At 61.5% G+C, this 20,753-nt stretch carries 13 protein-coding genes; 3 read left to right on the top strand and 10 right to left on the bottom strand.

From position 1 onward, the window contains the following. Nucleotides 1-71: 71 nt before the first annotated feature. The 9 genes from xth to J2Y39_RS04540 all read right to left on the bottom strand — a co-directional run bounded on the left by xth (nt 72) and on the right by J2Y39_RS04540 (nt 13,716). Entirely contained in the window at nt 72-866 is a 795-nt protein-coding gene (gene xth / locus J2Y39_RS04580; protein WP_252877805.1) for an exodeoxyribonuclease III, read from the bottom strand. An 83-nt stretch (nt 867-949) separates the two neighbouring features. Then, nucleotides 950-2,392 (bottom strand): mechanosensitive ion channel family protein, encoded by a 1,443-nt coding sequence (locus J2Y39_RS04575; protein WP_041478518.1) that lies wholly within the window; start codon nt 2,390-2,392, stop codon nt 950-952. Between the two features lie 330 nt (nt 2,393-2,722). Continuing rightward, nucleotides 2,723-3,589 (bottom strand): pirin family protein, encoded by an 867-nt coding sequence (locus J2Y39_RS04570; RefSeq protein WP_256811283.1) that lies wholly within the window; start codon nt 3,587-3,589, stop codon nt 2,723-2,725. Nucleotides 3,590-3,747: 158 nt separating this feature from the next. Next, nucleotides 3,748-6,954 carry a transporter substrate-binding domain-containing protein gene (locus tag J2Y39_RS04565; protein WP_256811285.1) on the bottom strand — a complete coding sequence of 1,069 codons (3,207 nt, stop codon included), beginning with the start codon at nt 6,952-6,954 and terminating at the stop codon, nt 3,748-3,750. A 10-nt stretch (nt 6,955-6,964) separates the two neighbouring features. Continuing rightward, on the bottom strand, nt 6,965-7,597 hold the full coding sequence (locus J2Y39_RS04560; protein WP_056784337.1) for a response regulator transcription factor: 633 nt from the start codon (nt 7,595-7,597) through the stop codon (nt 6,965-6,967). A 125-nt stretch (nt 7,598-7,722) separates the two neighbouring features. After that, the gene (locus J2Y39_RS04555; RefSeq protein WP_041478514.1) at nt 7,723-8,157 is read right to left on the bottom strand and encodes a hypothetical protein; all 435 of its coding nucleotides are present in this window, start codon (nt 8,155-8,157) and stop codon (nt 7,723-7,725) included. A gap of 230 nt (nt 8,158-8,387) precedes the next feature. Further along, a complete protein-coding gene (gene mgtA / locus J2Y39_RS04550) occupies nt 8,388-11,087 on the bottom strand; it encodes a magnesium-translocating P-type ATPase (protein WP_310215392.1) in 2,700 nt (899 codons plus the stop codon). 675 nt (nt 11,088-11,762) lie between these two features. Then, on the bottom strand, nt 11,763-13,100 hold the full coding sequence (locus tag J2Y39_RS04545; RefSeq protein WP_310215389.1) for a SidA/IucD/PvdA family monooxygenase: 1,338 nt from the start codon (nt 13,098-13,100) through the stop codon (nt 11,763-11,765). A gap of 133 nt (nt 13,101-13,233) precedes the next feature. Next, nucleotides 13,234-13,716 carry a sigma-70 family RNA polymerase sigma factor gene (locus J2Y39_RS04540; RefSeq protein ID WP_016773904.1) on the bottom strand — a complete coding sequence of 161 codons (483 nt, stop codon included), beginning with the start codon at nt 13,714-13,716 and terminating at the stop codon, nt 13,234-13,236. A 279-nt stretch (nt 13,717-13,995) separates the two neighbouring features. Here J2Y39_RS04540 and J2Y39_RS04535 point away from each other — a divergent pair, with 279 nt between their 5' ends. From J2Y39_RS04535 to J2Y39_RS04525, 3 genes are read left to right on the top strand one after another with little or no spacing between them, the layout of a single operon-like run. Then, nucleotides 13,996-15,159 (top strand): efflux RND transporter periplasmic adaptor subunit, encoded by a 1,164-nt coding sequence (locus J2Y39_RS04535; protein WP_310215385.1) that lies wholly within the window; start codon nt 13,996-13,998, stop codon nt 15,157-15,159. Then, entirely contained in the window at nt 15,160-17,130 is a 1,971-nt protein-coding gene (locus tag J2Y39_RS04530) for a MacB family efflux pump subunit (RefSeq protein ID WP_310215382.1), read from the top strand. It begins immediately after the preceding gene. Between the two features lie 7 nt (nt 17,131-17,137). Beyond that, nucleotides 17,138-18,532 carry an efflux transporter outer membrane subunit gene (locus J2Y39_RS04525; protein WP_252885684.1) on the top strand — a complete coding sequence of 465 codons (1,395 nt, stop codon included), beginning with the start codon at nt 17,138-17,140 and terminating at the stop codon, nt 18,530-18,532. 527 nt (nt 18,533-19,059) lie between these two features. On the opposite strand, the gene J2Y39_RS04520 is transcribed toward J2Y39_RS04525, so the two are convergent. After that, on the bottom strand, nt 19,060-20,685 hold the full coding sequence (locus J2Y39_RS04520) for a PvdJ/PvdD/PvdP-like protein (protein WP_310215378.1): 1,626 nt from the start codon (nt 20,683-20,685) through the stop codon (nt 19,060-19,062). Between the last annotated feature and the right edge of the window lie 68 nt (nt 20,686-20,753).

The following is a 20,753-nucleotide window of genomic DNA, read 5'->3' as shown; positions in this document are numbered from 1 at the left end:
CACTGCGTGGATATTGCCCTGTATACGGGATCAGGCACGGCTTTCGACAATTGATTTCGCCAATCGCCCGCTCAGCGCTTTTTCCGCGAAGCGATGCGAATCCATGTCGGTGCATGGTCGCTGGCGTGCGGTTCGTTGCGCACCCAGGCGTCGACGCCGGCATCGTGCAGATACGGGCTCAATGCTGGGTTGAGCAGCAGGTGGTCGATGCGCAGGCCGGAGTTGGTTTGCCAATGGTTACGAAAATAATCCCAGAAGGTGTAGATGCGTTCTTCGGGATACACGTGGCGCAGGGAATCGGTCCAGCCCTGGCCCAGCAGGCGCTGATAGCACTCGCGGCTTTCGGGTTGCAACAAAGCATCCTTGAGCCAGGATCGCGTGTTGTAGATGTCCATGTCGGTGGGCACGACATTGAAGTCACCGGCGAGCACCACCGGGTGATCGCTGCTTTGCAGGTCTTTGGCGTAATTGATCAGACGCTCGAACCAGGCCAGTTTGTAATCGAATTTCGGCCCCGGCTGTGGGTTGCCGTTGGGCAGATACAGGCAACCGACCAGCACACCGTGCACCGCCGCTTCGATATAGCGGCTGTGCGTGTCATCGGGATCGCCGGGCAAACCGCGTCGACTCTCCAGCGGCTGCGCATCACGCGCCAGAATCGCCACGCCATTCCATGACGCCTGGCCCTGCCAGATCGCGCCGTAACCGGCGGCCTCCAGTTCGGCGGCGGGAAATGCGCTGTCGACTGACTTGAGCTCTTGCAGGCAGGCGATGTCCGGCTGCTCGCGCTTGAGCCACTCCAGCAGATTCGGCAGCCGCGCGCGCATGCCGTTGACGTTGAAGGTGGCGATCCGCAGGTTTTTCATCGTCTGCAACTCCTGCCTGGTGGGATTGCAAATTGTGACCCTGAGAACGCCGCGCAGGTTGCATCGAATGACAATGCGACAGCTCAGACGCGATTACGCAGCCATTGCAGGAAGCCTCTTTTCGGCGCGACCACGGGCGCTTCCTCGGTCAGCGACTGCGCCTTGTGCAGGCGGAAATCGAGCAACGCCTGCATCGCATCGTGGATGTCATGGCGCGCATCCAGGCACGGTTTCAGGTAGGACTTCTCGATGCGATACAGGGCGCAGAAAGTCTTAGCGGAAAAATCCGCCGGCAGCGCGGTGTCGGAGAGAATCCCGGCCTCGCCGATCACCTCGCCCGGCCCCATGCGCCCGGATTCCAGTGGCGCACCATGGCGCTTGAGCGTCACCGATACCACGCCGGATTCAATGATGAACAGATGATCGCTGACCTCCCCGCCCGCCAGAATCGTCTCGCCGGCGCGGAAGGTTTGCAGGGTCATGTTCTGGCTGAAGGTGTCTTTTTCTTCCTCGCGTAGGGTCGAGAAGATCGGTGAGCTTTCCAGCAGCGCCCGTGGCCGCGACAACTGCGGCGCGGCGCTGGTCTCGTTGCTCGACAGCAGATTGACCCCGGACGCCTGCAAATGCCGGTAAGCGAGGTCGAACAACTGATTGCGCACCACGCGCTTCTCGCCCATCGAGGCGACAAATCCACTGATTTCGTATTCCGCGCCGCCGCTGGCAGAACTCTTCAACGATACGCTCGGCGCCGGCGTGTCGAGCAATTGCCGACAACCCTGCATTGCCCGCTCCAGCGCCTCGATTACCGAACTGGGCCGGGCGTGGGGGCTGACGGGCACGCTGACGGAAACGCCGAACATATTGCTCGGTCGGCTGAAGTTGATGATTTTGGCTTTCGCCGCCAGCGAGTTGGGTATCACGGCCATGCTGCCCTGACTGGTTTGCAGACGCGTGGCGCGCCAGTCGATGTCGGTGACGCGGCCCTCGGTGCCGTCGATGGAGATCCAGTCATCGAGTTGATAGGGCTTGGTGGTGTTGAGGACGATGCCGGAGAACACGTCGCTCAAGGTGCTCTGCAAGGCCAGACCGACAATGATCGCCAACGCGCCGGACGTCGCCAGCACGCCCTTGACCGGCAGATCGAGCACGTACGCCAGCGCCGCAATGATCGCGATGAGGAAAATCACCGCGCCGAGCAAGTCCTGCAACAGCCGGCCGGTATGGCCGACCCGCTGCATCATCACCGCGCCGATCAACACCGTCAGGGTGCGCGCACCAAACAGCCACCAGCCGATCTGCAGCCCGGTTGCCGCCAGATGCAGCGGCACGTTGTCGGCCCACGGCGCCGGTTCCATCGGGTTGAGACCTTCGTTGAACAGCACAATGCTGAACAGGGCGAAAATCAGCACCCGCACCAGCAGCTTCCATTCGCTGCCGCGAGAGCTGATCAGCCGCCACAGGCCAAGATCGAGCAGGATCAGGATCAACGCGCTAAACAACGGGTGTTCGGTCAGCAGAGACAGCATCAAACAACTCCGACAAAGGCCAATCGCGAGAAGATCGCACAGATTGGCACAGTGTAGGAGCAATTGATTTCGGTGGATGAACCGCCACTTGAAAACACTGCGAAACCCTGTAGGAGCTGACGAAGGCTGCGATCTTGAAGATGTGGGACGCGGAGCGTCCCCGGCTGCATTCCCACGCAGAGCGTGGGAACGATCAGACGCTGAAAAACCTGTGGGAGCGAGCCTGCTCGCGAAGGCGTCCTGTCAGTCACTACCTCTTCGACTGAATCAGAGCATTCGCGGGCAGGCTCGCTCCCACAGGGGTGTTTCAGTTGCCAGTAAAGCTCGGGGTCAGGCGTGCATCTGGCCAAAGCGCCCGGACTGGAAGTCGGCGAAGGCCTGATGAATTTCCTGCTCGGTGTTCATCACAAACGGGCCATGGCCGACGATCGGTTCGTCGATCGGCTCGCCGCTGAGCAGCAATACCACCGCGTCTTCGCTGGCCTGGAGAGTGAGTCGATCACCGTCGCGTTCGAACAGCGCCAACTGCCCGACCCCTACCGATTCCGCACCGTTGACCTGCACCGAACCTTTCAGCACCACCAGTGCGGTATTGCATCCTTCGTGCAGATCAAGCGTCAGCAACTTGCCGGCATTGAGGCGCAGATCCCAGACGTCGATCGGCGTGAAGGTGCGCGAAGGTCCGGTGTGCCCGTCGAATTCACCGGCGATCAGACGCAGGCTGCCGGCGTTGTCCTTGAGCGCGATGCTGGGAATGTCGCGGTCGAGAATGGTCTGGTAACCCGGCGCGGCCATTTTGTCCTTGGCCGGCAGGTTGACCCACAGCTGGACCATTTCCAGCTTGCCGCCGGTTCTGGCGAAATTCTCCGAATGAAACTCTTCATGGAGGATGCCGGACGCTGCGGTCATCCACTGCACGTCGCCCGGGCCGATGGTGCCGCCGCTGCCGGTGGAGTCACGGTGCTGCACTTCGCCGTCGTAAACGATGGTCACGGTTTCGAAACCACGGTGCGGGTGCTGGCCGACGCCACGCTGTTCAGTGGTCGGGGTGAATTCGGCGGGACCAGCGTGATCGAGCAGCAGAAACGGGCTGATGTGCTTGCCCAGGTTGTCGTAAGAGAAAAGTGTGCGCACCGGGAAACCATCGCCGACCCAATGGCCGCGCGGGCTGGTGTAAATGCCGATGATGTTTTTCATGGGGTCTCCAATGGGTAAATGCATTGGATTAAGCCTAAAGGCATATCGAATATTCGACTAGACGGTGAAAACCGGCTTGAGTGTTCCATGTGCAGAACAATTGGGTCAGCAGCGCGCATTTCGCGAGCAGGCTCGCTCCCACAGCAGACTGCATTGGTTCAGAGGCACCGTGCGAGGCCGTGCATGGCGTCGCGCAGCTTGCCGATGGCACGCTCGATAAACGCGTTATCACCGTCTCGGCACGCCGTGTCCAGATCTGCACACGCCGCAACAACCCGCGCAGCGCCGACCATTTGCGCGCCGCCCCTGATGCGATGGGCCAGCTCACGCAGGCCGTTGCGGTCGCCGACGTGGATTTGATCCAGAGCCTGGAGATCATCACGCAGGCTGTTACCGACTTCCTTGCGCAAACGCTCGATCAACGAGTGATCGGTCCCGGCCATCTGCTCCAAGGCACTCAGGTCAATCTCGACCGACTCGGCGCCAGGCGGTTCATCTTCGTGAAGCTCGCAACGGCGGGCGCCGTTCATGGCTTCAGCCAGATCGTGCAAGCGAATCGGTTTGAACAGGCAGCCGTCCATACCGGCATCCAGACAACGCAGGCGCTCTTCGATTTGCGCGTTGGCCGTAAAACCGAGGATCAGACAGGGCCTGCGGCCGCTGGCGGCTTCTTCGTTGCGAATCGCCTGTGCCAGTTCATAGCCATTGCGTCGCGGCATGTTGCAGTCGGTGATGACGACATCGAAGGCCTGGGTTCGCCAGCGGTCCAGTCCCTGTTCGCCATCGCCCACATCTACCGTGCGATGCCCGAGTTCGCTCAATTGCCAGCACATCAGCAAGCGGTTGACCGGGTGATCGTCCACCACCAACACGCTTAATACACACGTCGCGGCCGCCGCCTCGGGCGTTGCCAGTGTGGTCGTCACCGACGTCAGCAGCGGCAACTGGATATTGATTTTTACTCGCGTGCCTTGCCCGAGATCACTATCGAGACCCAGCGTGCCGCCCATCATTTCGCAGAGGTTACGGCTGATCACCAGCCCCAGGCCGGAACCGCTGCGCGCCGCTTGAAGGCTATTGCTCGCTTGAACGAACGGGCTGAACAGGCGCTTTTGATCTTCAGCACTTATACCGATGCCGCTGTCTTCGATCAGCACTTGCACACTCACTTGCTCGTGCGATATCGCAACGATCTGCAGACGCAGGCTGACCTCGCCTGCCTCGGTGAATTTGATCGCATTGCTCAACAGGTTGGACAGCACCTGTTTGAAGCGCGTCGGATCGATCAGCACATCCACGTCGGCGCGCGGATCAAGCTCGATGCGCCACAACAAGCGTTTCTGCCGCGCCAGCCCTTCGAACACTCGGCATACCGATAACACCGTCTCGCGTAAATTAGCTCGCTCGGGCGCGAGGGACAAATGCCCGGACTCGATACGAGCGATATCGAGAATGTCGCCAATCAACGCCAATAATTGCTGGCCGGCATTCGACGCCACCTGAATCGCCAAGCGGTCGGTGACGCCCTCCTCTGCGCGCTTGAGGGCCAGTTCGAGCATGCCGATCAGGGCGTTCATCGGCGTGCGGATCTCGTGGCTCATGGTCGCCAGAAAAGTACTCTTGGCCCTACTGGCTTCGTCCGCCGCGTCCTTGGCCTGTTGCAGTTGCAGCAACCATTGCTGACGCTGGTGGATCTGCCGGCGCTGCCAGCCAATCCACAGCAGTGCCAACAGAAGCAAGGCAGCTGCGCTGGCGAAACCAAGCAGAATCTCCTGACGGTGGCGCAGCCAGTAGCTGTTCTCGACCACTACATCGTGGCTCCAGCGCTCCACCAGTTCATCCATTTGCTGCGGCGCAATGCTCAGCAACGCCTTGTTCAGAATCGAGTGCAGCAATGCCGATTGCGGCGCCGTGGCCAATGCGATGCGCGCCGGCTGATCGCCAACGGTGCCGGTAATTCGCAGGCGATCGCGGTACTGCCGGGCAATCAGAAAACGCGCCACCAGCAACGAGCTCACCGTTACGTCGACCTGTCCTCGGGCAATCAGCGCCATGCCTTCGGCGGGGCTTTTGACTTCGACCAGACGTAGTCCGGGCACGCGTTGCAACAGGTATTCGCGCAACGGGTGGCCGCGATAGATGGCCAGGCGTTTGCCCGCCAGGTCGTCGAGCGGCAATGGATGTGGCCCGTTCGCCGCGCTGACCAGCACGAACGGATTGTTCAGATAGGCGCGAGTGAATTGCAGCTGCGCTTCCCGCTCGGTGCTCGGCGTCACCACCGGCAGGACATCAAGTTCACCCGCCTGGAGCTGCTCGAACTGATCGTTCAACGAGGTGCCACGCACGATCTCGAAATTCAGCCCGCTGCGCTGAGCGATGAGGCTCAACAACTGCGCTGCCAGGCCGTTGAAGCGTCCATCGGCATCGAAAAACGCCAACGGCGCGAAGTCTTCGACCGCGCCCACCCGCACCACCGGGTGCTGATCAAGCCACTGCTGTTCAGCGGCGCTGAGCTGTACCCGCGACTGTTCGGCCATCTCGGCAAGGCCGACACTCCAGCGCTGTTCGATCAGATGCCGACGTTCCATGGGCACGGCCAGCAAGGCCTTGTCGACGATGCGTTTGAGCGCCACATCGCTGCGCAACAACGCAAAGGCGAACGGATTGGCATCAAGCCCCGACGGCCCGGCCAATTGCAGGTCGTTGCGATAGTTGGTGTTGATCAGATAATTGGCGCTGATGAAGTCGCCCAGGTACACGTCGTCGGCACCGAAGGCGACCGCGCCGAGTGCATCCATGGCCGAAGCATAAAGCTGCACGTGGGCGCCGGGGTAGAACGCCTGAACATGGGCCAGTGGCAGGTAATCCTCGACCATGGCGATGCGTTTGGCCGTCAGGTCGGCGGTCAGCTTCTCGTCGTGACGCGTGACCAGCATAGGCTGATCTTCAGCATACGGCCGCGACAGAACAAAGGCCGGATCCGCCGCTTCGAAACTGTTCGAGGTGCCCAAGAGATCAACGTCGGCGCGCTTGAGTGCGGCCATCAGTGCCGGCCGATCGGCGAAACGCCGCACTTCGATCCTGATGCCGAGCAGTTGCGCCATCAGGTCGGCGTAATCGGCGGTCAGCCCTTCCAGCTCATGCTGTTGGCGGGTGATTTCGAAGGGCGGGTAATCCGGGCCGGAGATGCCCATGCGCAAAACTGGATGCTCACGCAGCCACTGGCGCTCCCGATCATCGAGGCGGACCTGGATACCCCCAGGTTCGAGGCGCGCCAGCACCTCCAGTGTCTGCGGTTGGTCATTCGCCCCGACCGAGGCAACAAGCCCCAGCCACAGTCCTAAAACCCGCAGTCCCTGCGTCATGTCGAGGTACTCAGATCAAGTGATTGCGCTTGGCGAACTCACGCAGAAGCACCAGCGAACCCAGGCCAAGTTTCGCCATCATGCGGGTCTTGTAGGTGCTGACAGTCTTGTGACTCAGGTGCATCTCCTGGGCGATGGCTTTGTTTGGTTTGCCCAACGCCAGGTTCACGAAAATGCATAACTCTCGATCGGACAGCTGAGCGATCAGCTCCTGTTCAGTGCGTTGCACCGCGTTGTACAGACCGCTGGTATTGGGCAACGCAGAGAAATAGGTGTGGCCGGACATCAGCGCCTTGATAGCATCGTGCAGCAGCGTCAGATGATTGCTCTTGGTCACGTAACCCCGCGCGCCCGCGCGCAAACAGCGCTCCTGGTAATGCGTGGGCTCATGCATGCTGAACACCAGGATCCGGCAGCGTGCCGTCGGCGCTTTGATCTGGATTCGCGTCAGCACTTCCAGCCCGTCCATGGACCCCAAGCCGAGATCGAGCACGACCAGGTGTGGATCATGCGCGCAAATCAACGGCACGACTTCATTGCCATTGGACGCTTCATGAATCTGCGTGAAGCCTTGAGCCTGCAGGACAATTCGAATGGCCGCGCGCACGACTGGGTGATCATCGACGATCAGCGCTGACTTCATTGGTACTCCTGCAAAATCGAAGACACCGCAACAGTCTGTCCCGGAGTCGGTGGCCGCGCCGGCACTGTTACATGGATGAGCAAGAGAATCACCTGTCAGGTCTGACAGTTGTGCAGAGTGGTTTTTTATGCATTGGCATGGCGCAACGACGCGTGAGAGTCGGGCGGTGCCTGGCGTTCGTCGCAAGCTTCGACTCTCGCCATCACCTGCCCGATGAGCTGTGAATTGGGCAATGGCGTCGGGCTGATCTGCGCGTTTTCCTGAGCAAACCCCGCAACCGCCAGCAAGGGCGCCGACGGTTCGTTGTAGATCAGAGCGTGGCGAACCTGTGGGTGATCGAGCAGAAAGCCCGACAGATCGAGGGAGCCTGCCGCCAGCTCGGCATTGATCACCAATACATCGAACGGCTCGCAGCCGTAGTCGACCAGCGTCAATAGTTCGCCGAGATTCTGCACCGGGGCGACGCGGTAGTAGCCGAGCGAGTTGAACAGGCGCTCGATTTTCATGCGATGAAAATGCTGCGGGTCGGCGATCAGGATGCGCAACGCTTTGTTGCTCATGGTCATTCTCCCGGTGAGGTTTGGGGAGGGCAAGACTACGCAAGCGTCGGGGATAGCTCTGTAGGACTTTTCCTAAAAATCCGCTCATTCATCCGGCGGCCCCGACGCACCAATATCCCCTGTGGGAGCGAGCCTGCTCGCGAAGGGGCTATACCAGTCAGAGACGTATTGACTGACACGGCGCCTTCGCGAGCAGGCTCGCTCCCACAGGGGAGAGCATTCCATGGCTGCTATTGCCAGCCGAATCGACGGATGTAGAAGCCTTTCACCGCTTGGGTCAAAGCCATGTACGCGAGCAGAATCATTGGCAGAAACACGAAATACAGCGACGGCAGCGCCTGCAATTTGAAGTAATGCGCCAGCGGCCCCATTGGCAGGAAGATGCCGACCGCCATGATGACCCCGGTCATCACCATCAGCGGCATGGCTGCACGGCTTTGCAGGAACGGAATCTTCGGCGTGCGGATCATGTGCACGATCAGCGTCTGGGTCAGCAACCCGACCACGAACCAGCCGGACTGGAACAGCGTCTGGTGATCCGGGGTATTGGCGTCGAACACGTACCACATCAAGGCGAATGTCGTAATGTCGAAGATCGAACTGATCGGGCCGAAGAACAGCATGAAACGCCCTACGTCAGCCGGCTGCCAGCGCTGCGGCTGTTTCAGCATCTCTTCGTCGACGTTATCGAACGGAATGGCAATCTGCGAAATGTCGTACAGCAGGTTCTGCACCAGCAGGTGCATCGGCAGCATCGGCAGGAACGGGATGAACGCGCTGGCGACCAGCACCGAGAACACATTGCCGAAGTTGGAGCTGGCAGTCATCTTGATGTACTTGAGCATGTTGGCGAAGGTACGCCGCCCTTCGAGCACGCCCTCCTCCAGCACCATCAGGCTTTTTTCCAACAGGATGATGTCCGCCGCCTCCTTGGCGATGTCCACCGCGCTGTCCACGGAAATGCCGATGTCGGCGCTGCGCAGCGCCGGCGCGTCGTTGATACCGTCGCCCATGAACCCGACCACATGGCCGTTGCCCTTGAGCACACGGACGATGCGCTCTTTGTGCGACGGCGTGAGTCTGGCGAAGACGTTGGTCGTCTCGACCGCCACCGCAAGCTCAGCATCGCTCATGCGCTCAATGTCATTGCCCAGCAGCAAACCCTGTTGTCCGAGGCCGACCTCGCGGCAGATCTTTGCTGTGACCAGCTCGTTGTCACCGGTCAACACCTTCACCGCCACGCCGTGCTCGGCCAAGGCCTTGAGCGCTGGCGCGGTGCTTTCCTTCGGCGGATCGAGGAACGCCACGTAACCGATCAGCGTCAGTTCCTGCTCATCGGCCAGGCTGTAAATCTCGCGGCCTGCTGGCATTGAGCGAGCCGCGACCGCCACCACGCGCAGACCTTCGGCATTGAAAGCGCCGGTGACCTGGCGAATCCGCGCCAGCAATTCATCGCTCAAAGCCTCATCAACTTCGCCGTGACGCACCCGGCTGCACACCGCCAGCACTTCTTCCACCGCGCCTTTGCAGATCAATTGGTGGGGCTGAGCGCGGCCCTCCACGACCACCGACATGCGCCGGCGATTGAAATCAAACGGGATTTCATCGACTTTGCGAAACGCACTGCCGACTTTCAATTCGCGATGGATTTCCACGTGTTCCAGCACCGCCACATCCAGCAGGTTTTTCAGGCCGGTCTGGTAGTAGCTGTTGAGGTAGGCCAGTTCCAGCACAGCGTCAGAATCCTCACCCCAGACGTCGACATTACGGGCGAGAAAGATCTTGTCCTGAGTCAGGGTGCCGGTCTTGTCGGTGCACAGCACGTCCATGGCGCCGAAGTTCTGGATCGCGTCGAGGCGTTTGACGATGACTTTTTTGCGCGACAGGGCCACGGCCCCTTTGGCCAGGGTCGAGGTGACGATCATCGGCAGCATTTCCGGAGTCAGGCCGACGGCAATCGACAGCGCGAAGAGCAGCGCTTCGGTCCAGTCGCCCTTGGTGAAACCGTTGATGAACAGCACCAGCGGCGCCATGACGAACATGAAGCGGATCAGCAGCCAGCTGACCTTGTTGACCCCCTGCTGAAACGAGGTCACCGCCCGGTCCGTCGCGCCGACCCGTTGCGCCAGCGCACCGAAGTAGGTGCTGTTGCCGGTGGTGAGAATCAGCGCAATCGCGCTGCCGGAGACAACGTTGGTGCCCATGAACAGAATATTGTCCAGCTCCAGCGGGTTACGCGTGTCGCGATCGGTCTGCCGGGTGAATTTCTCCACCGGCATCGATTCACCGGTCATCGCTGCCTGGCTGACGAACAGGTCCTTGGCGCTGAGCACGCGGCAATCGGCGGGAATCATGTCGCCGGCCGAGAGTACGATCAGATCGCCGGGCACCAGTTGCCTGATCGGCAGCTCCCGGCGTGGGCCATCGCGGCGCAGCACCGTGGCGGTGTTGCTGACCATGGCTTTGAGCGCATCGGCGGCCTGATTGGATTTGCTCTCCTGCCAGAAGCGCAGCAGCGTCGACAGCACCACCATGGAGAAAATCACCACGGCCGCCTTGAGGTCTTCGGTCAGCCAGGAGATCACCGCGAGCAAGGTCAGCAGCAGGTTGAACGGATTTTTGTAGCAGTGCCACAGATGAGTCCACCACGGCAGCGGCTGCTCGTGTTCGACTTCGTTGAGGCCGTGTTGCGCACGCAGTGCATCGGCCTCGACCTCGGTGAGCCCCTCGCCGTGCGTGCCCAACGACGACAGCAACGCGGCGCTGTCGGCATGGGCGGCAGCCACCAGCGTACTGGCCAGCGTCGGCGGCACTTCACGGTTGACCCTGGTGTCGTTGATCGAATCCAGCAGCGCCAGACGACGGAAGTGCCGGGCGATGTGGCGGCTGCGCAGAAAACCTGCGAAAAATTCCTTGAGCGTGAGTTTCATGGCTGTGTCCCCTGTGGTCAGCCGGGAAACCGTCGAGCAGGTACCGCCGCGCCTCGCCGCCGGAACAACCGGCACGGCAAGGCGTAGCGCGCCCGTCGGGAATGACAGGCGTGTCGATAGGCTGCGATGACGACTGAGGTCGTCAGCACGCTTGGTTCAGCGTCGATGAGAAGGACGTCGAGACACGTTCCGGAACGGGTCGTGCACGGGATGCCGCTGCTCGCTGTTACGGCGAGACAACGGCAGGGAAAGACTGCGCGTTATCTTGCCGAGAATCTGCCGGTGATCGAGACCGGCCGACAACTGTCACTCGAACAAGTACCCACTGTGGGTCTCCGCAATTGATGAAAACGCGCGCAGCTTACGCCTGCAGCTAAACCGCTGGAAGAGGTGTTTGCCGGGAATGTGGGGGGTGTTCAGGAAGGGTTCAGAATTTCCCCGCGAGCGTTCCTACGCTCAGCGTAGGAACGCCTCATCGGACGCTCCGCGTTCGGCTTCTGAAAGGGACGCGGAGCGTCCCGGCTGCATTCCCACGCAGAGCGTGGGAACGATCATATGTGGGGCTTTCCATGGCCCCTTCGCGAGCAGGCTCGCTCCCACATTTTGCCCTGCGTTCACAGAACCATTGTGGGAGCGAGCCTGCTCGCGAAAGCGGTGTGACAGGCGCCGCAGAACTCAGCTGGCAGTCGCCAACAGCAACTCCGCCACAGAACGGCTGTGCCCGCGCTGTTTGCCATGCTCGTACAACGAGCCAGCGATTTCATCGGCGCGAATCGGCAGCACCGACAGCAGCGTATCGCTCAGGCCATGGCTGGCCTGGCAGAAGCCCTGCATATATATGCCGGCCTTGCAGCGCTCGTCGGTGATCAGTTTGTAGTTGCGATCGACTTCGAATTCGCCGAGGTATTCCTCCAGCGGCGCGAGCAATTTGCGGTGCATCTGGCGCTCGTAACCGGTGGCCAGCACCACGGCGTCGTAAATCCGCACTGTGACTTCGCCAGTGGCATTGTTGCGCACCGCCAGTTCGATGCCATTTGCCGTCGCATTGGCGCTTTCGACGGTGGTCAGGGTGCGGAAGGCATGGCGGGCAATCCCGGAAACCTTCTGCCGGTAGAAGATGCCGTAGATGCGTTCGATCAGGTCGATGTCGACCACCGAATAGTTGGTGTTGTGGTACTCGTTGACCAGACGCTCGCGCTCGACGCTGTTCTGCTGGAACACCAGATCAGTGAATTCCGGCGAGAACACTTCGTTGACGAACGGGCTGTCGTCCGCAGGCTTCAAGGCCGAGCCGCGCAGGATCATGTCGACCTGCACCGACGGGAATGAATCATTCAGATCGATAAAGGCTTCCGCCGCGCTCTGTCCGCCTCCGATGATGGCGATACTCATCGGTTGATTGTTCTCGCACGGCTGTCTGGCCATTTGCGACAGGTATTGCGAATGGTGGAATACCCGATGATCGCCCTTCAGCGCCTTGAACGCCTCTGGAATGCGCGGTGTGCCGCCAGCGCTGACCACCACCGAACGTGTGGTACGCACGAATTGCTGGCCGTCGCTGCCCCGGGAAATCACCCGCAAGGCTTCGACCTGCTGGTTGTGCAATACCGGTTCGATGAACTGCACTTCTTCACCGTAACGGCTCTGCTCGGTGAACTGCCCGGCCACCCAGCGCAGGTAGTCGTTGTACTCCATGCGGCATGGATAAAAGGTGCCGAGGTTGATGAAGTCGACCAGACGCCCGTGGTGCTTGAGGTAATTGACGAACGAGTACGGGCTGGTCGGATTGCGCAGGGTCACCAGGTCCTTGAGGAAGGAAATCTGCAACTCGCTCTGCGTCGACAATGTATTGCCGTGCCAGCTGTAGGTGGCCTGCTTGTCGAGGAACAGCACATCCAGTTCGCCCTGGATCCGGCCGCGCTCTTGCAGGGCGATGGCCAGTGCCAGGTTCGAAGGGCCGAAACCGACGCCGATCAGGTCGTGAACGATGGGCGATGCAATTGCCTGTGTCATTTCCAGTGTCCTCTGGATGAACCCCTCAACGCGGGGAAATAAAGCCTGGGTGGCCTGACCGGCCTGAATCAGGTCAGCAGGTCGTCTGTTGAGTAGGAACGAGGACGATGAAAGGAAATTTAACCGGCGCGGATCACTGGCCATCCCATTGCTGGATGCGCAAGCGGCAATGTTTCATGGCGTTGACGATGTGTTTTTCCACCAGCGCCCGGGAGATGCCGAGGGTCTGGGCGATTTCCGGATGGGACATTCCTTCGATCTTGCGCAGCAGAAAACTGTCGCGGCACAGCGGCGGCAGCTCGGCCAGTGCGCGCTGGAGCATTTCCAGACGCTGGCCGTGATCGAGGGTGCCGTGGGGGGACGGGGTGAAATAGCGCTCTTCGTTGTCGAGCACGTCCAGCGATTCGACCTGACGCAGCGCGTTACGGCGGTGATCGTCAATAACCAGGTTCAACGCGGTGCGATAAAGGAAGGCCCGGGGTTGTTCGATCGGCACCTCGCTGGAGCGCTCCAGCACGCGTACATAGGCGTCATGCACCACATCCTCGGCGACCTGACGGTTGCCCAGTCTGGCGTTGAGGAAACACACCAGCTCACGATAGTAGTTTTCCAACATGACTCCCGACCGCATCGATGCCGTTTCTGTCCTTGAGCGCACTGATCAGACCTGCGGATCACGCAGTAGCAAGATAGTGGCAACTTGAGGTGCGTAATTTATAGTAATTCTCATATAGATTTAAAGAGTTGATTCCATATCCCGGACAAATAGTCGTCGCCCGGCTACGGTAACTCGATGTGTCTGCGGCTAAATTCCGTCGCCCATGCCTCGTTTACAGGACAGCCCCTGTGTCTGTCGTGCCTTGCGACGGGCCGCAACCACTGGCCGGAACCCTGCATGAATCGTCCCCGCCCCGCCCGTCGCGCGCTGTTTGCCGCCCTCTGTCTGATTCCCGTGATCGCCGTTGCTGCCTGGCAGGTTTTGCCACCCGGTCGCGACGCCGTTGCCACTGTGCAGGTCAGCCGGGGCGATATCGAAAACAGCGTGACGGCGCTCGGTACCTTGCAGCCGCGCCGCTATGTGGATGTCGGGGCGCAGGCTTCGGGGCAGATTCAGAAGATTCACGTCGAGGCTGGCGATACGGTCAAGGAAGGCCAGTTGCTGGTGGAAATCGACCCGTCGACACAGAAAGCCAAGCTCGATGCCGGGCGCTTTTCCATCGAAAACCTCAAGGCGCAGTTGCAGGAGCAACGCGCCCAGCACGATCTGGCGCAGCAGAAATACCAGCGCCAGCAGAAACTCGCCGCCGGTGGCGCCACCCGCGAGGAAGACGTGCAGACCGCGCGCGCCGAGGTTCGCGCAACCCAGGCGCGCATCGACATGTTCCAGGCGCAGATCCGCCAGGCCAAGGCCAGCCTGCGCAGCGACGAAGCGGAGCTCGGTTACACGCGCATCTACGCGCCGATGAGCGGCACCGTGGTCGCCATCGGTGCGCGCGAAGGCCAGACCCTCAACGCGCAGCAACAGACCCCGCTGATCCTGCGCATCGCCCGACTGTCGCCGATGACGGTATGGGCCGAAGTTTCGGAGGCCGACATTGGCCACGTCAAACCGGGCATGACCGCTTACTTCACCACCCTCAGCGGTGGCACTCGGCGCTGGAGCAGCACGGTGCGGCAGATCCTGCCGGTGCCACCACGTCCGCTTGAACAGAATCAGGGCGGCAGCCCTACCAGTGGTCGCAGCGGCAGCGAACGCGTGGTTCTTTATACCGTGCTGCTCGACGTCGACAACGCCGATCACAGCCTGATGACCGACATGACCGCCCAGGTGTTCTTCGTCGCCGAACAGGCGCAAGACACCCTGACCGTGCCGACTGCTGCCCTGCAACCGGGCTCGCGTCCGCAGTGGCAGCGGGCGCAGATCGTCGCTGCGAACGGTGATATTCAAACGCGGGAAGTGCGCACCGGCATCAACGATCGCCTGCGCACCCAGGTGCTGGAAGGTCTGGCCGAGGGCGAGCATGTTCTCAGCGCGCCGGCCGCTGGTCATGGAGGCTGAATGCACACGCCCCTGATCGACCTGCGGCAGATCCGCAAAGCCTACGGCGGTGATGACAGCCCGCGGGTGGAAGTGCTGCGCGGGATCGATCTGTCGATCCACGCCGGCGAATTCGTTGCGATTGTCGGCGCCTCCGGTTCGGGCAAATCGACGCTGATGAATATCCTCGGTTGCCTCGACCGTCCCACCAGCGGCGAGTATCTGTTCGCCGGGGAAAATGTCGCGCATCTGGACAGCGATGAACTGGCCTGGCTGCGCCGCGAAGCCTTCGGTTTTGTCTTTCAGGGCTACCACCTGATTCCCTCCGGCTCGGCCCAGGAAAACGTCGAGATGCCAGCGATCTACGCCGGCACCCCGGCCGCCGAGCGGCATGCCCGAGCTCACGCGCTGCTGGAACGTCTCGGCCTCGGCACTCGCACTGGCAATCGTCCGCATCAGCTTTCCGGCGGCCAGCAACAGCGGGTGTCGATTGCCCGTGCGCTGATGAACGGCGGCCATATCATCCTCGCCGACGAGCCGACTGGCGCCCTCGACAGCCACAGCGGCGCCGAGGTCATGAGCCTGCTCGACGAACTCGCCGATCAGGGTCATGTGGTGATCCTCATCACCCACGACCGCGAAGTGGCGCAACGGGCCAAACGCATCATCGAAATCCGTGACGGCCTGATCATCAGCGACAGCGCCGAGCACGCGTGCGCGCCGCCTGCGGCCAATCCCGGGGCGTTGCAAGCGGTCGACCTGCGCCAGCGCCTGAGCAACGGCAGCAGCCAGACCGGCGCCTGGAAAGGTGAACTGCTCGACGCTGTACAAGCGGCGTGGCGGGTGATGTGGATCAACCGCTTTCGCACGGCGCTGACCCTGCTGGGCATCGTCATTGGCGTGGCCTCGGTGGTGGTCATGCTCGCCGTCGGCGAAGGCAGCAAGCGTCAGGTCATGGCGCAAATGGGCGCGTTCGGCTCCAACATCATTTACCTCAGCGGCTCGGCGCCGAACCCGCGTACGCCGGAGGGCATCATCACCCTCGACGACGTCGCCGAACTGTCCGCCCTGCCCCAGGTGGAACGGATCATGCCGGTCAACGGCTCGACCGCCGGGGTGCGCTTTGGCAACGCCGACCACAGCAGCTACGTCGGCGGCAATGACACCAACTTTCCGCAGATTTTCAACTGGCCGGTGATTCAGGGCAGCTACTTCACCCAGGCCGACGAGGACAGCGCCGCCGCCGTCGCGGTGATCGGCACCAAGGTTCGCGACAAGTTGCTCAAGGATGTCGCCGACCCCATCGGCCAATACATCCTCATCGAAAACGTGCCGTTCCAGATCCTCGGCGTGCTTGCGGAAAAAGGCGCCAGCTCCGGCGACTCCGATAGCGACAACCGCATCGCCGTTCCCTACTCGGCGGCGAGCACGCGCCTGTTCGGCAGCCGCAATCCACAATACGTGGTGATTGCCGCCAAGGACGCGCGCAAGGTCAAGGACGCCGAACAGGCCATCGAACAGGCGATGTTGCGTCGACACCACGGCAAGAAGGATTTCGAACTGACCAACAATGCCGCGATGATCCAGGCCGAAGCGCGCACGCAAGGCACGCTGTCGCTGATGCTGGGGGCGATTGCGGCGATTTCCCTGCTGGTCGGCGGTATCGGCGTGATGAACATCATGCTCATGACCGTGCGCGAACGTACCCGCGAGATCGGTATTCGCATGGCCACCGGCGCCCGTCAGCGCGACATCCTCCGTCAGTTTCTCACCGAAGCGCTGATGCTCTCGGTGGTCGGCGGTATCGCCGGAATTGGCCTGGCGCTGCTGGTCGGCGGCGTGTTGTTGCTCAGCGGCGTGGCGATTGCCTTTCAAGCGCTGGCGGTGATCGGTGCGTTTGCCTGTGCGCTGGTCACCGGCGTCATCTTCGGCTTCATGCCGGCCCGCAAAGCTGCCCGGCTTGACCCGGTCACGGCCCTTACCAGTGAATGATCGACCTATGAAAGTGCGACTGACGTTCCTCGCCGCCAGCCTGTTGCTGGCAGCCTGCAGCAGCCCGGCGCCGCGCCTGGACAGCGGCGTGCAACCACCGAGCGCGTGGCAGTCCGCCGACAGCCACGGCGCGCTGCAGAGCAATCGACAATGGTGGACGCAATTCGGCAGCCCCGAGCTGGCGCGACTGGTCGAACAGGCGCGGCTGGGCAGCTACGACCTCGCCGCCGCCGTGGCACGGGTCAGACAGGCCGAGGCCAGCGCAACCATTGCCGGCGCCCCGCTGCTGCCCGAACTCAAGGCCGGGCTGAACGCCAACCGGCAGAAACTGATCCACGGCAAGGGCTACAGCCAGTTGGATGTCAGTCCCGAGAATCGCTCGCTGGATTATTACGACGCCGAGCTCAGCGCCAGTTACGAAATCGATTTCTGGGGCGGCAAGCGTGCCGCGCGCGACAGTGCCTTGTTCGGTGTGCAGGCCAGCGAGTTCGACCGCGCCACCGTCGAGCTGACCTTGCTCAGCGGCGTCGCCAACAGTTACACCCAGGCCCTGGCCCTGCGTGAGCAGGCGCGCATCGCCGAACTCAATCTGGCCAATGCACAGAACGTGCTGCATCTGGTGCAGACCCGTTTCGACGCCGGCAGCGCCACCGCGCTGGAACTGGCCCAGCAGAAAAGCCTGGTGGCCGAACAACAGCGTCGCCTGCCGCTGGTGCAACAACAGGCCCGCGAAGCACTGATCAGCCTCGCCGCCCTGCTCGGCCAACCGGTGCAAGCGTTACCGTTGCCCGAGCAATCCTTCGCCCAATTGCACTGGCCGGACATCGCCAGTGGCGTGCCGAGCGACTTGCTCAGTCGGCGTCCGGACATTGCCAGCGCCGAGGCCAAGCTCGCCGCAGCCCAGGCTGATGTCACCGTCGCCCGCGCCGCGATGCTGCCGAAAATCACCCTGACCGCCAGCCTCGGCAGCGGCGCCGACCTTGCCGCCGACCTGCTGCGCACGACGTTCTACAACCTGTCGTCGGGGCTGACCGCGCCGATCTTCAACAACGGCCGCCTCAGCGCCGAACGCGACAAGGCCAAGGCCCGCCAGGATGAACTGCTGGAGACCTATCGCGGGGCAATCATCAACGGTTTCGCCGACGTCGAAAAAGCCCTCAGCAGCATTCGCGGCCTCGACGAACAGCGGCAATGGCAAAGCGAAGAACTGAACCAGGCACAGACCGCTTTCGACATCGCCCAGAGCCGCTACCAGGCCGGCGCCGAAGACCTGCTCACCGTCCTGCAAACTCAGCGCACGCTGTATGCGGCGCAAGACCTGAACGTCCAACTGCGCCTGTCGCGCTTGCAGGCGAGCATTGCCTTGTACAAAGCGTTGGGGGGTGGTTGGGAAGTGATCTGAGGACGATGCGTCGACTGAACTGACGCCTTCGCTGGCAAGCCAGCTCCCACAGGGATCAGGGTAAATCTGCTGTTCATTCGTATCTTTGAGATCGCTATCGCGAGCAGGCTCGCTCCCACAGAAAAGCAAAGCAGCGCAGCTGCCCGCGGCGAAGCCGCCCCACTCAACAATGAGCGTTAGCTCGAGTGCTTTTGATCTTGATCTACCGGCGACGTCGGAAGGCTGAGCGGATCGATCCCGCAGCGAAGGAACCCGAGCCTGCGAGGGCCGAACGCAGGAGCAAGCGTTTTTTTGCTTACTTTTTTTAGGCGTTTGTAAAAAAAGTGAGTCGCCGTAAGGGCGAAACCTTAGGTAGTCGTTACCGCAGCGATGGATATGTACGCCACCATAAATACCCCCTGTAGGAGTGAGCCTGCTCGCGAAGGCGGTGGGTCATCCGGCATAGCAGCTGATTGACACAACGCCATCGCGAGCAGGCTCGCTCCTACAAAAGATTGCGACCAATTCAGAGTATGTGTTGAACCAATCTAAAGCTGTCGGCCCTTGACCTTCAGGTGTCGCGCATACCAAGGGCGCTGTGGCACTTTGCGGAACAGCTCGGTCATGTTGTCTTCGTCGCCAAAAGTGATACGCAGCGCCAGCTTCATGGTCTCCGGGTCCATCTCCACTGAGCGTCCGACTTGCAGCCCGGGCACGGTGCTGCAGCCGTGGGTGTCGGGGCCGAGCCAGGGGTCGGCGACTTCCACCCAGCGTCCCGGCGCAAACCACGGCACGCCGTTGACTTCCAGACGGCTCACTTCGCCCGGGTGAAAACGTTCATGGGCGCGGAACCAGTCTTCCAGGCGGTCATCAATCCAGCCGTGGAAACGCCAGAACACCGGATTCACATGGGAGGAAAACGGATCACCGAGAAAGTCGTTTTCCGGCGCATACCAGCGCGCAGCGAAGTCCGCCTGATCGCGCGCCATCGGCACTGGAATGTCGTTGGATGGGTCACGCGCCACCGAAGCCCAGCGCATGTGCAGCCAGTCGTGCAGGCCCAGTTCGACTTCCGAACCGAACTGGCCAAGGGTCAATTTCGACAAATAACGCGGGTCACGGTACTGCGATTCCCAGACCAGGAAATTGCTCTGGAAAGTCTCCGCCGCTTTGATGTCGCTGACCCACTTGGTGTACTCGTCATCGCCCTCGGCCAGCCAGGTCGGCGGCAGCGAATTGCCGTCATGATTGTCGAAATAGCGGGCGAAGCCCTGTCGGTCCCGCTCCAGCTCAGGCTGCGGCTGCGGGAACGCCGGCCAGGAAGGCAAATCCTGCATCGAGCGGGCGATGCCTAGCATGTGCCGATGCATAAAGAAAAAATCCACGCCCGAGCCATTGCGATCCTTGCTTGGCCCACGGGCGTCGCGCTCCTTGTCACGCGGCCCGGGCTGCCAGCCGATGCCGCGCAGCGCTTCGCGCTTTTTCTCCGAGAGCTTGTGCCACTTGTCGCGGGTGGCGTGCCAAAGCTGGTGGAACAACCGATGCTCGGGCGCCACCAGCCAGGCCAACAGTTTCGGATTCAGACCGGTGCGTTCACGGGCTTCGGGAAAACGCCGCTTGATAGCGATGAACTGGTTGTCCAGCTCGGGCAACGCCAACGGCCGATTCAGACGCAGCACTTGCCCGGTGAACGTGGCGCTGCCGGCATTACCGAACGCCGCCCAGACCTCATCCAGTTTGACTTTTAATTCATACACCGGTGGCGCCAGCGGCTCATCGGTGCGCAGCAGGCGCCAATACATCTCGGCGCCGTTGCCCGGAGCCAGATCGCCAACCACTTGATAACGCACAGGCCCTTCGGCACGCAGATTCGCTCCGGTGTCGAGATAACCGCGCAGGCCGCGCCCACGATGAGCGATGTCGAGAAACAGTTCCAGACCTTGCGCAGGCAGACCATCAAGCCCCGCCGCCGCACCGGTAAAGCGAATGTCCCAGACCCCACGCAAATTGTCCGCCAGCTGTTGCCCGGCGGTGTCCGCCAGATCGACCGTGGCCTCGCCCGGGGTGATCGGAAACTCCTCGCGAGTCAGTTCACGATGTGCATAAAAAGCGGCAGGCAGCGCGGCGCCCGTGAGTGCCATGCCCGCCATGAACCAGCGTCGAGAGATCGTCATTGCCCTACCTGTGTCAGCCATGAAGCAGGCTTTATCCAAGCTAGAACGTTTGCTCGGCGGGGAAATTT

This window comes from Pseudomonas sp. 2957 (assembly GCF_031456345.1).
In the GTDB taxonomy this organism is placed as follows: Bacteria; Pseudomonadota; Gammaproteobacteria; order Pseudomonadales; family Pseudomonadaceae; genus Aquipseudomonas; species Aquipseudomonas siliginis.
The sequence above is the reverse complement of the archived record's forward strand: the minus strand, read 5'-3'. Positions and strand labels throughout refer to the sequence as shown.

Coding starts and splice junctions, on each gene's coding strand:
- xth (WP_252877805.1), bottom strand. CDS start 866: ATGAAAAACCTGCGGATCGCCACCTTCAACGTCAACGGCATGCGCGCG.
- J2Y39_RS04575 (WP_041478518.1), bottom strand. CDS start 2,392: ATGCTGTCTCTGCTGACCGAACACCCGTTGTTTAGCGCGTTGATCCTG.
- J2Y39_RS04570 (WP_256811283.1), bottom strand. CDS start 3,589: ATGAAAAACATCATCGGCATTTACACCAGCCCGCGCGGCCATTGGGTC.
- J2Y39_RS04565 (WP_256811285.1), bottom strand. CDS start 6,954: ATGACGCAGGGACTGCGGGTTTTAGGACTGTGGCTGGGGCTTGTTGCC.
- J2Y39_RS04560 (WP_056784337.1), bottom strand. CDS start 7,597: ATGAAGTCAGCGCTGATCGTCGATGATCACCCAGTCGTGCGCGCGGCC.
- J2Y39_RS04555 (WP_041478514.1), bottom strand. CDS start 8,157: ATGAGCAACAAAGCGTTGCGCATCCTGATCGCCGACCCGCAGCATTTT.
- mgtA (WP_310215392.1), bottom strand. CDS start 11,087: ATGAAACTCACGCTCAAGGAATTTTTCGCAGGTTTTCTGCGCAGCCGC.
- J2Y39_RS04545 (WP_310215389.1), bottom strand. CDS start 13,100: ATGACACAGGCAATTGCATCGCCCATCGTTCACGACCTGATCGGCGTC.
- J2Y39_RS04540 (WP_016773904.1), bottom strand. CDS start 13,716: ATGTTGGAAAACTACTATCGTGAGCTGGTGTGTTTCCTCAACGCCAGA.
- J2Y39_RS04535 (WP_310215385.1), top strand. CDS start 13,996: ATGAATCGTCCCCGCCCCGCCCGTCGCGCGCTGTTTGCCGCCCTCTGT.
- J2Y39_RS04530 (WP_310215382.1), top strand. CDS start 15,160: ATGCACACGCCCCTGATCGACCTGCGGCAGATCCGCAAAGCCTACGGC.
- J2Y39_RS04525 (WP_252885684.1), top strand. CDS start 17,138: ATGAAAGTGCGACTGACGTTCCTCGCCGCCAGCCTGTTGCTGGCAGCC.
- J2Y39_RS04520 (WP_310215378.1), bottom strand. CDS start 20,685: ATGACGATCTCTCGACGCTGGTTCATGGCGGGCATGGCACTCACGGGC.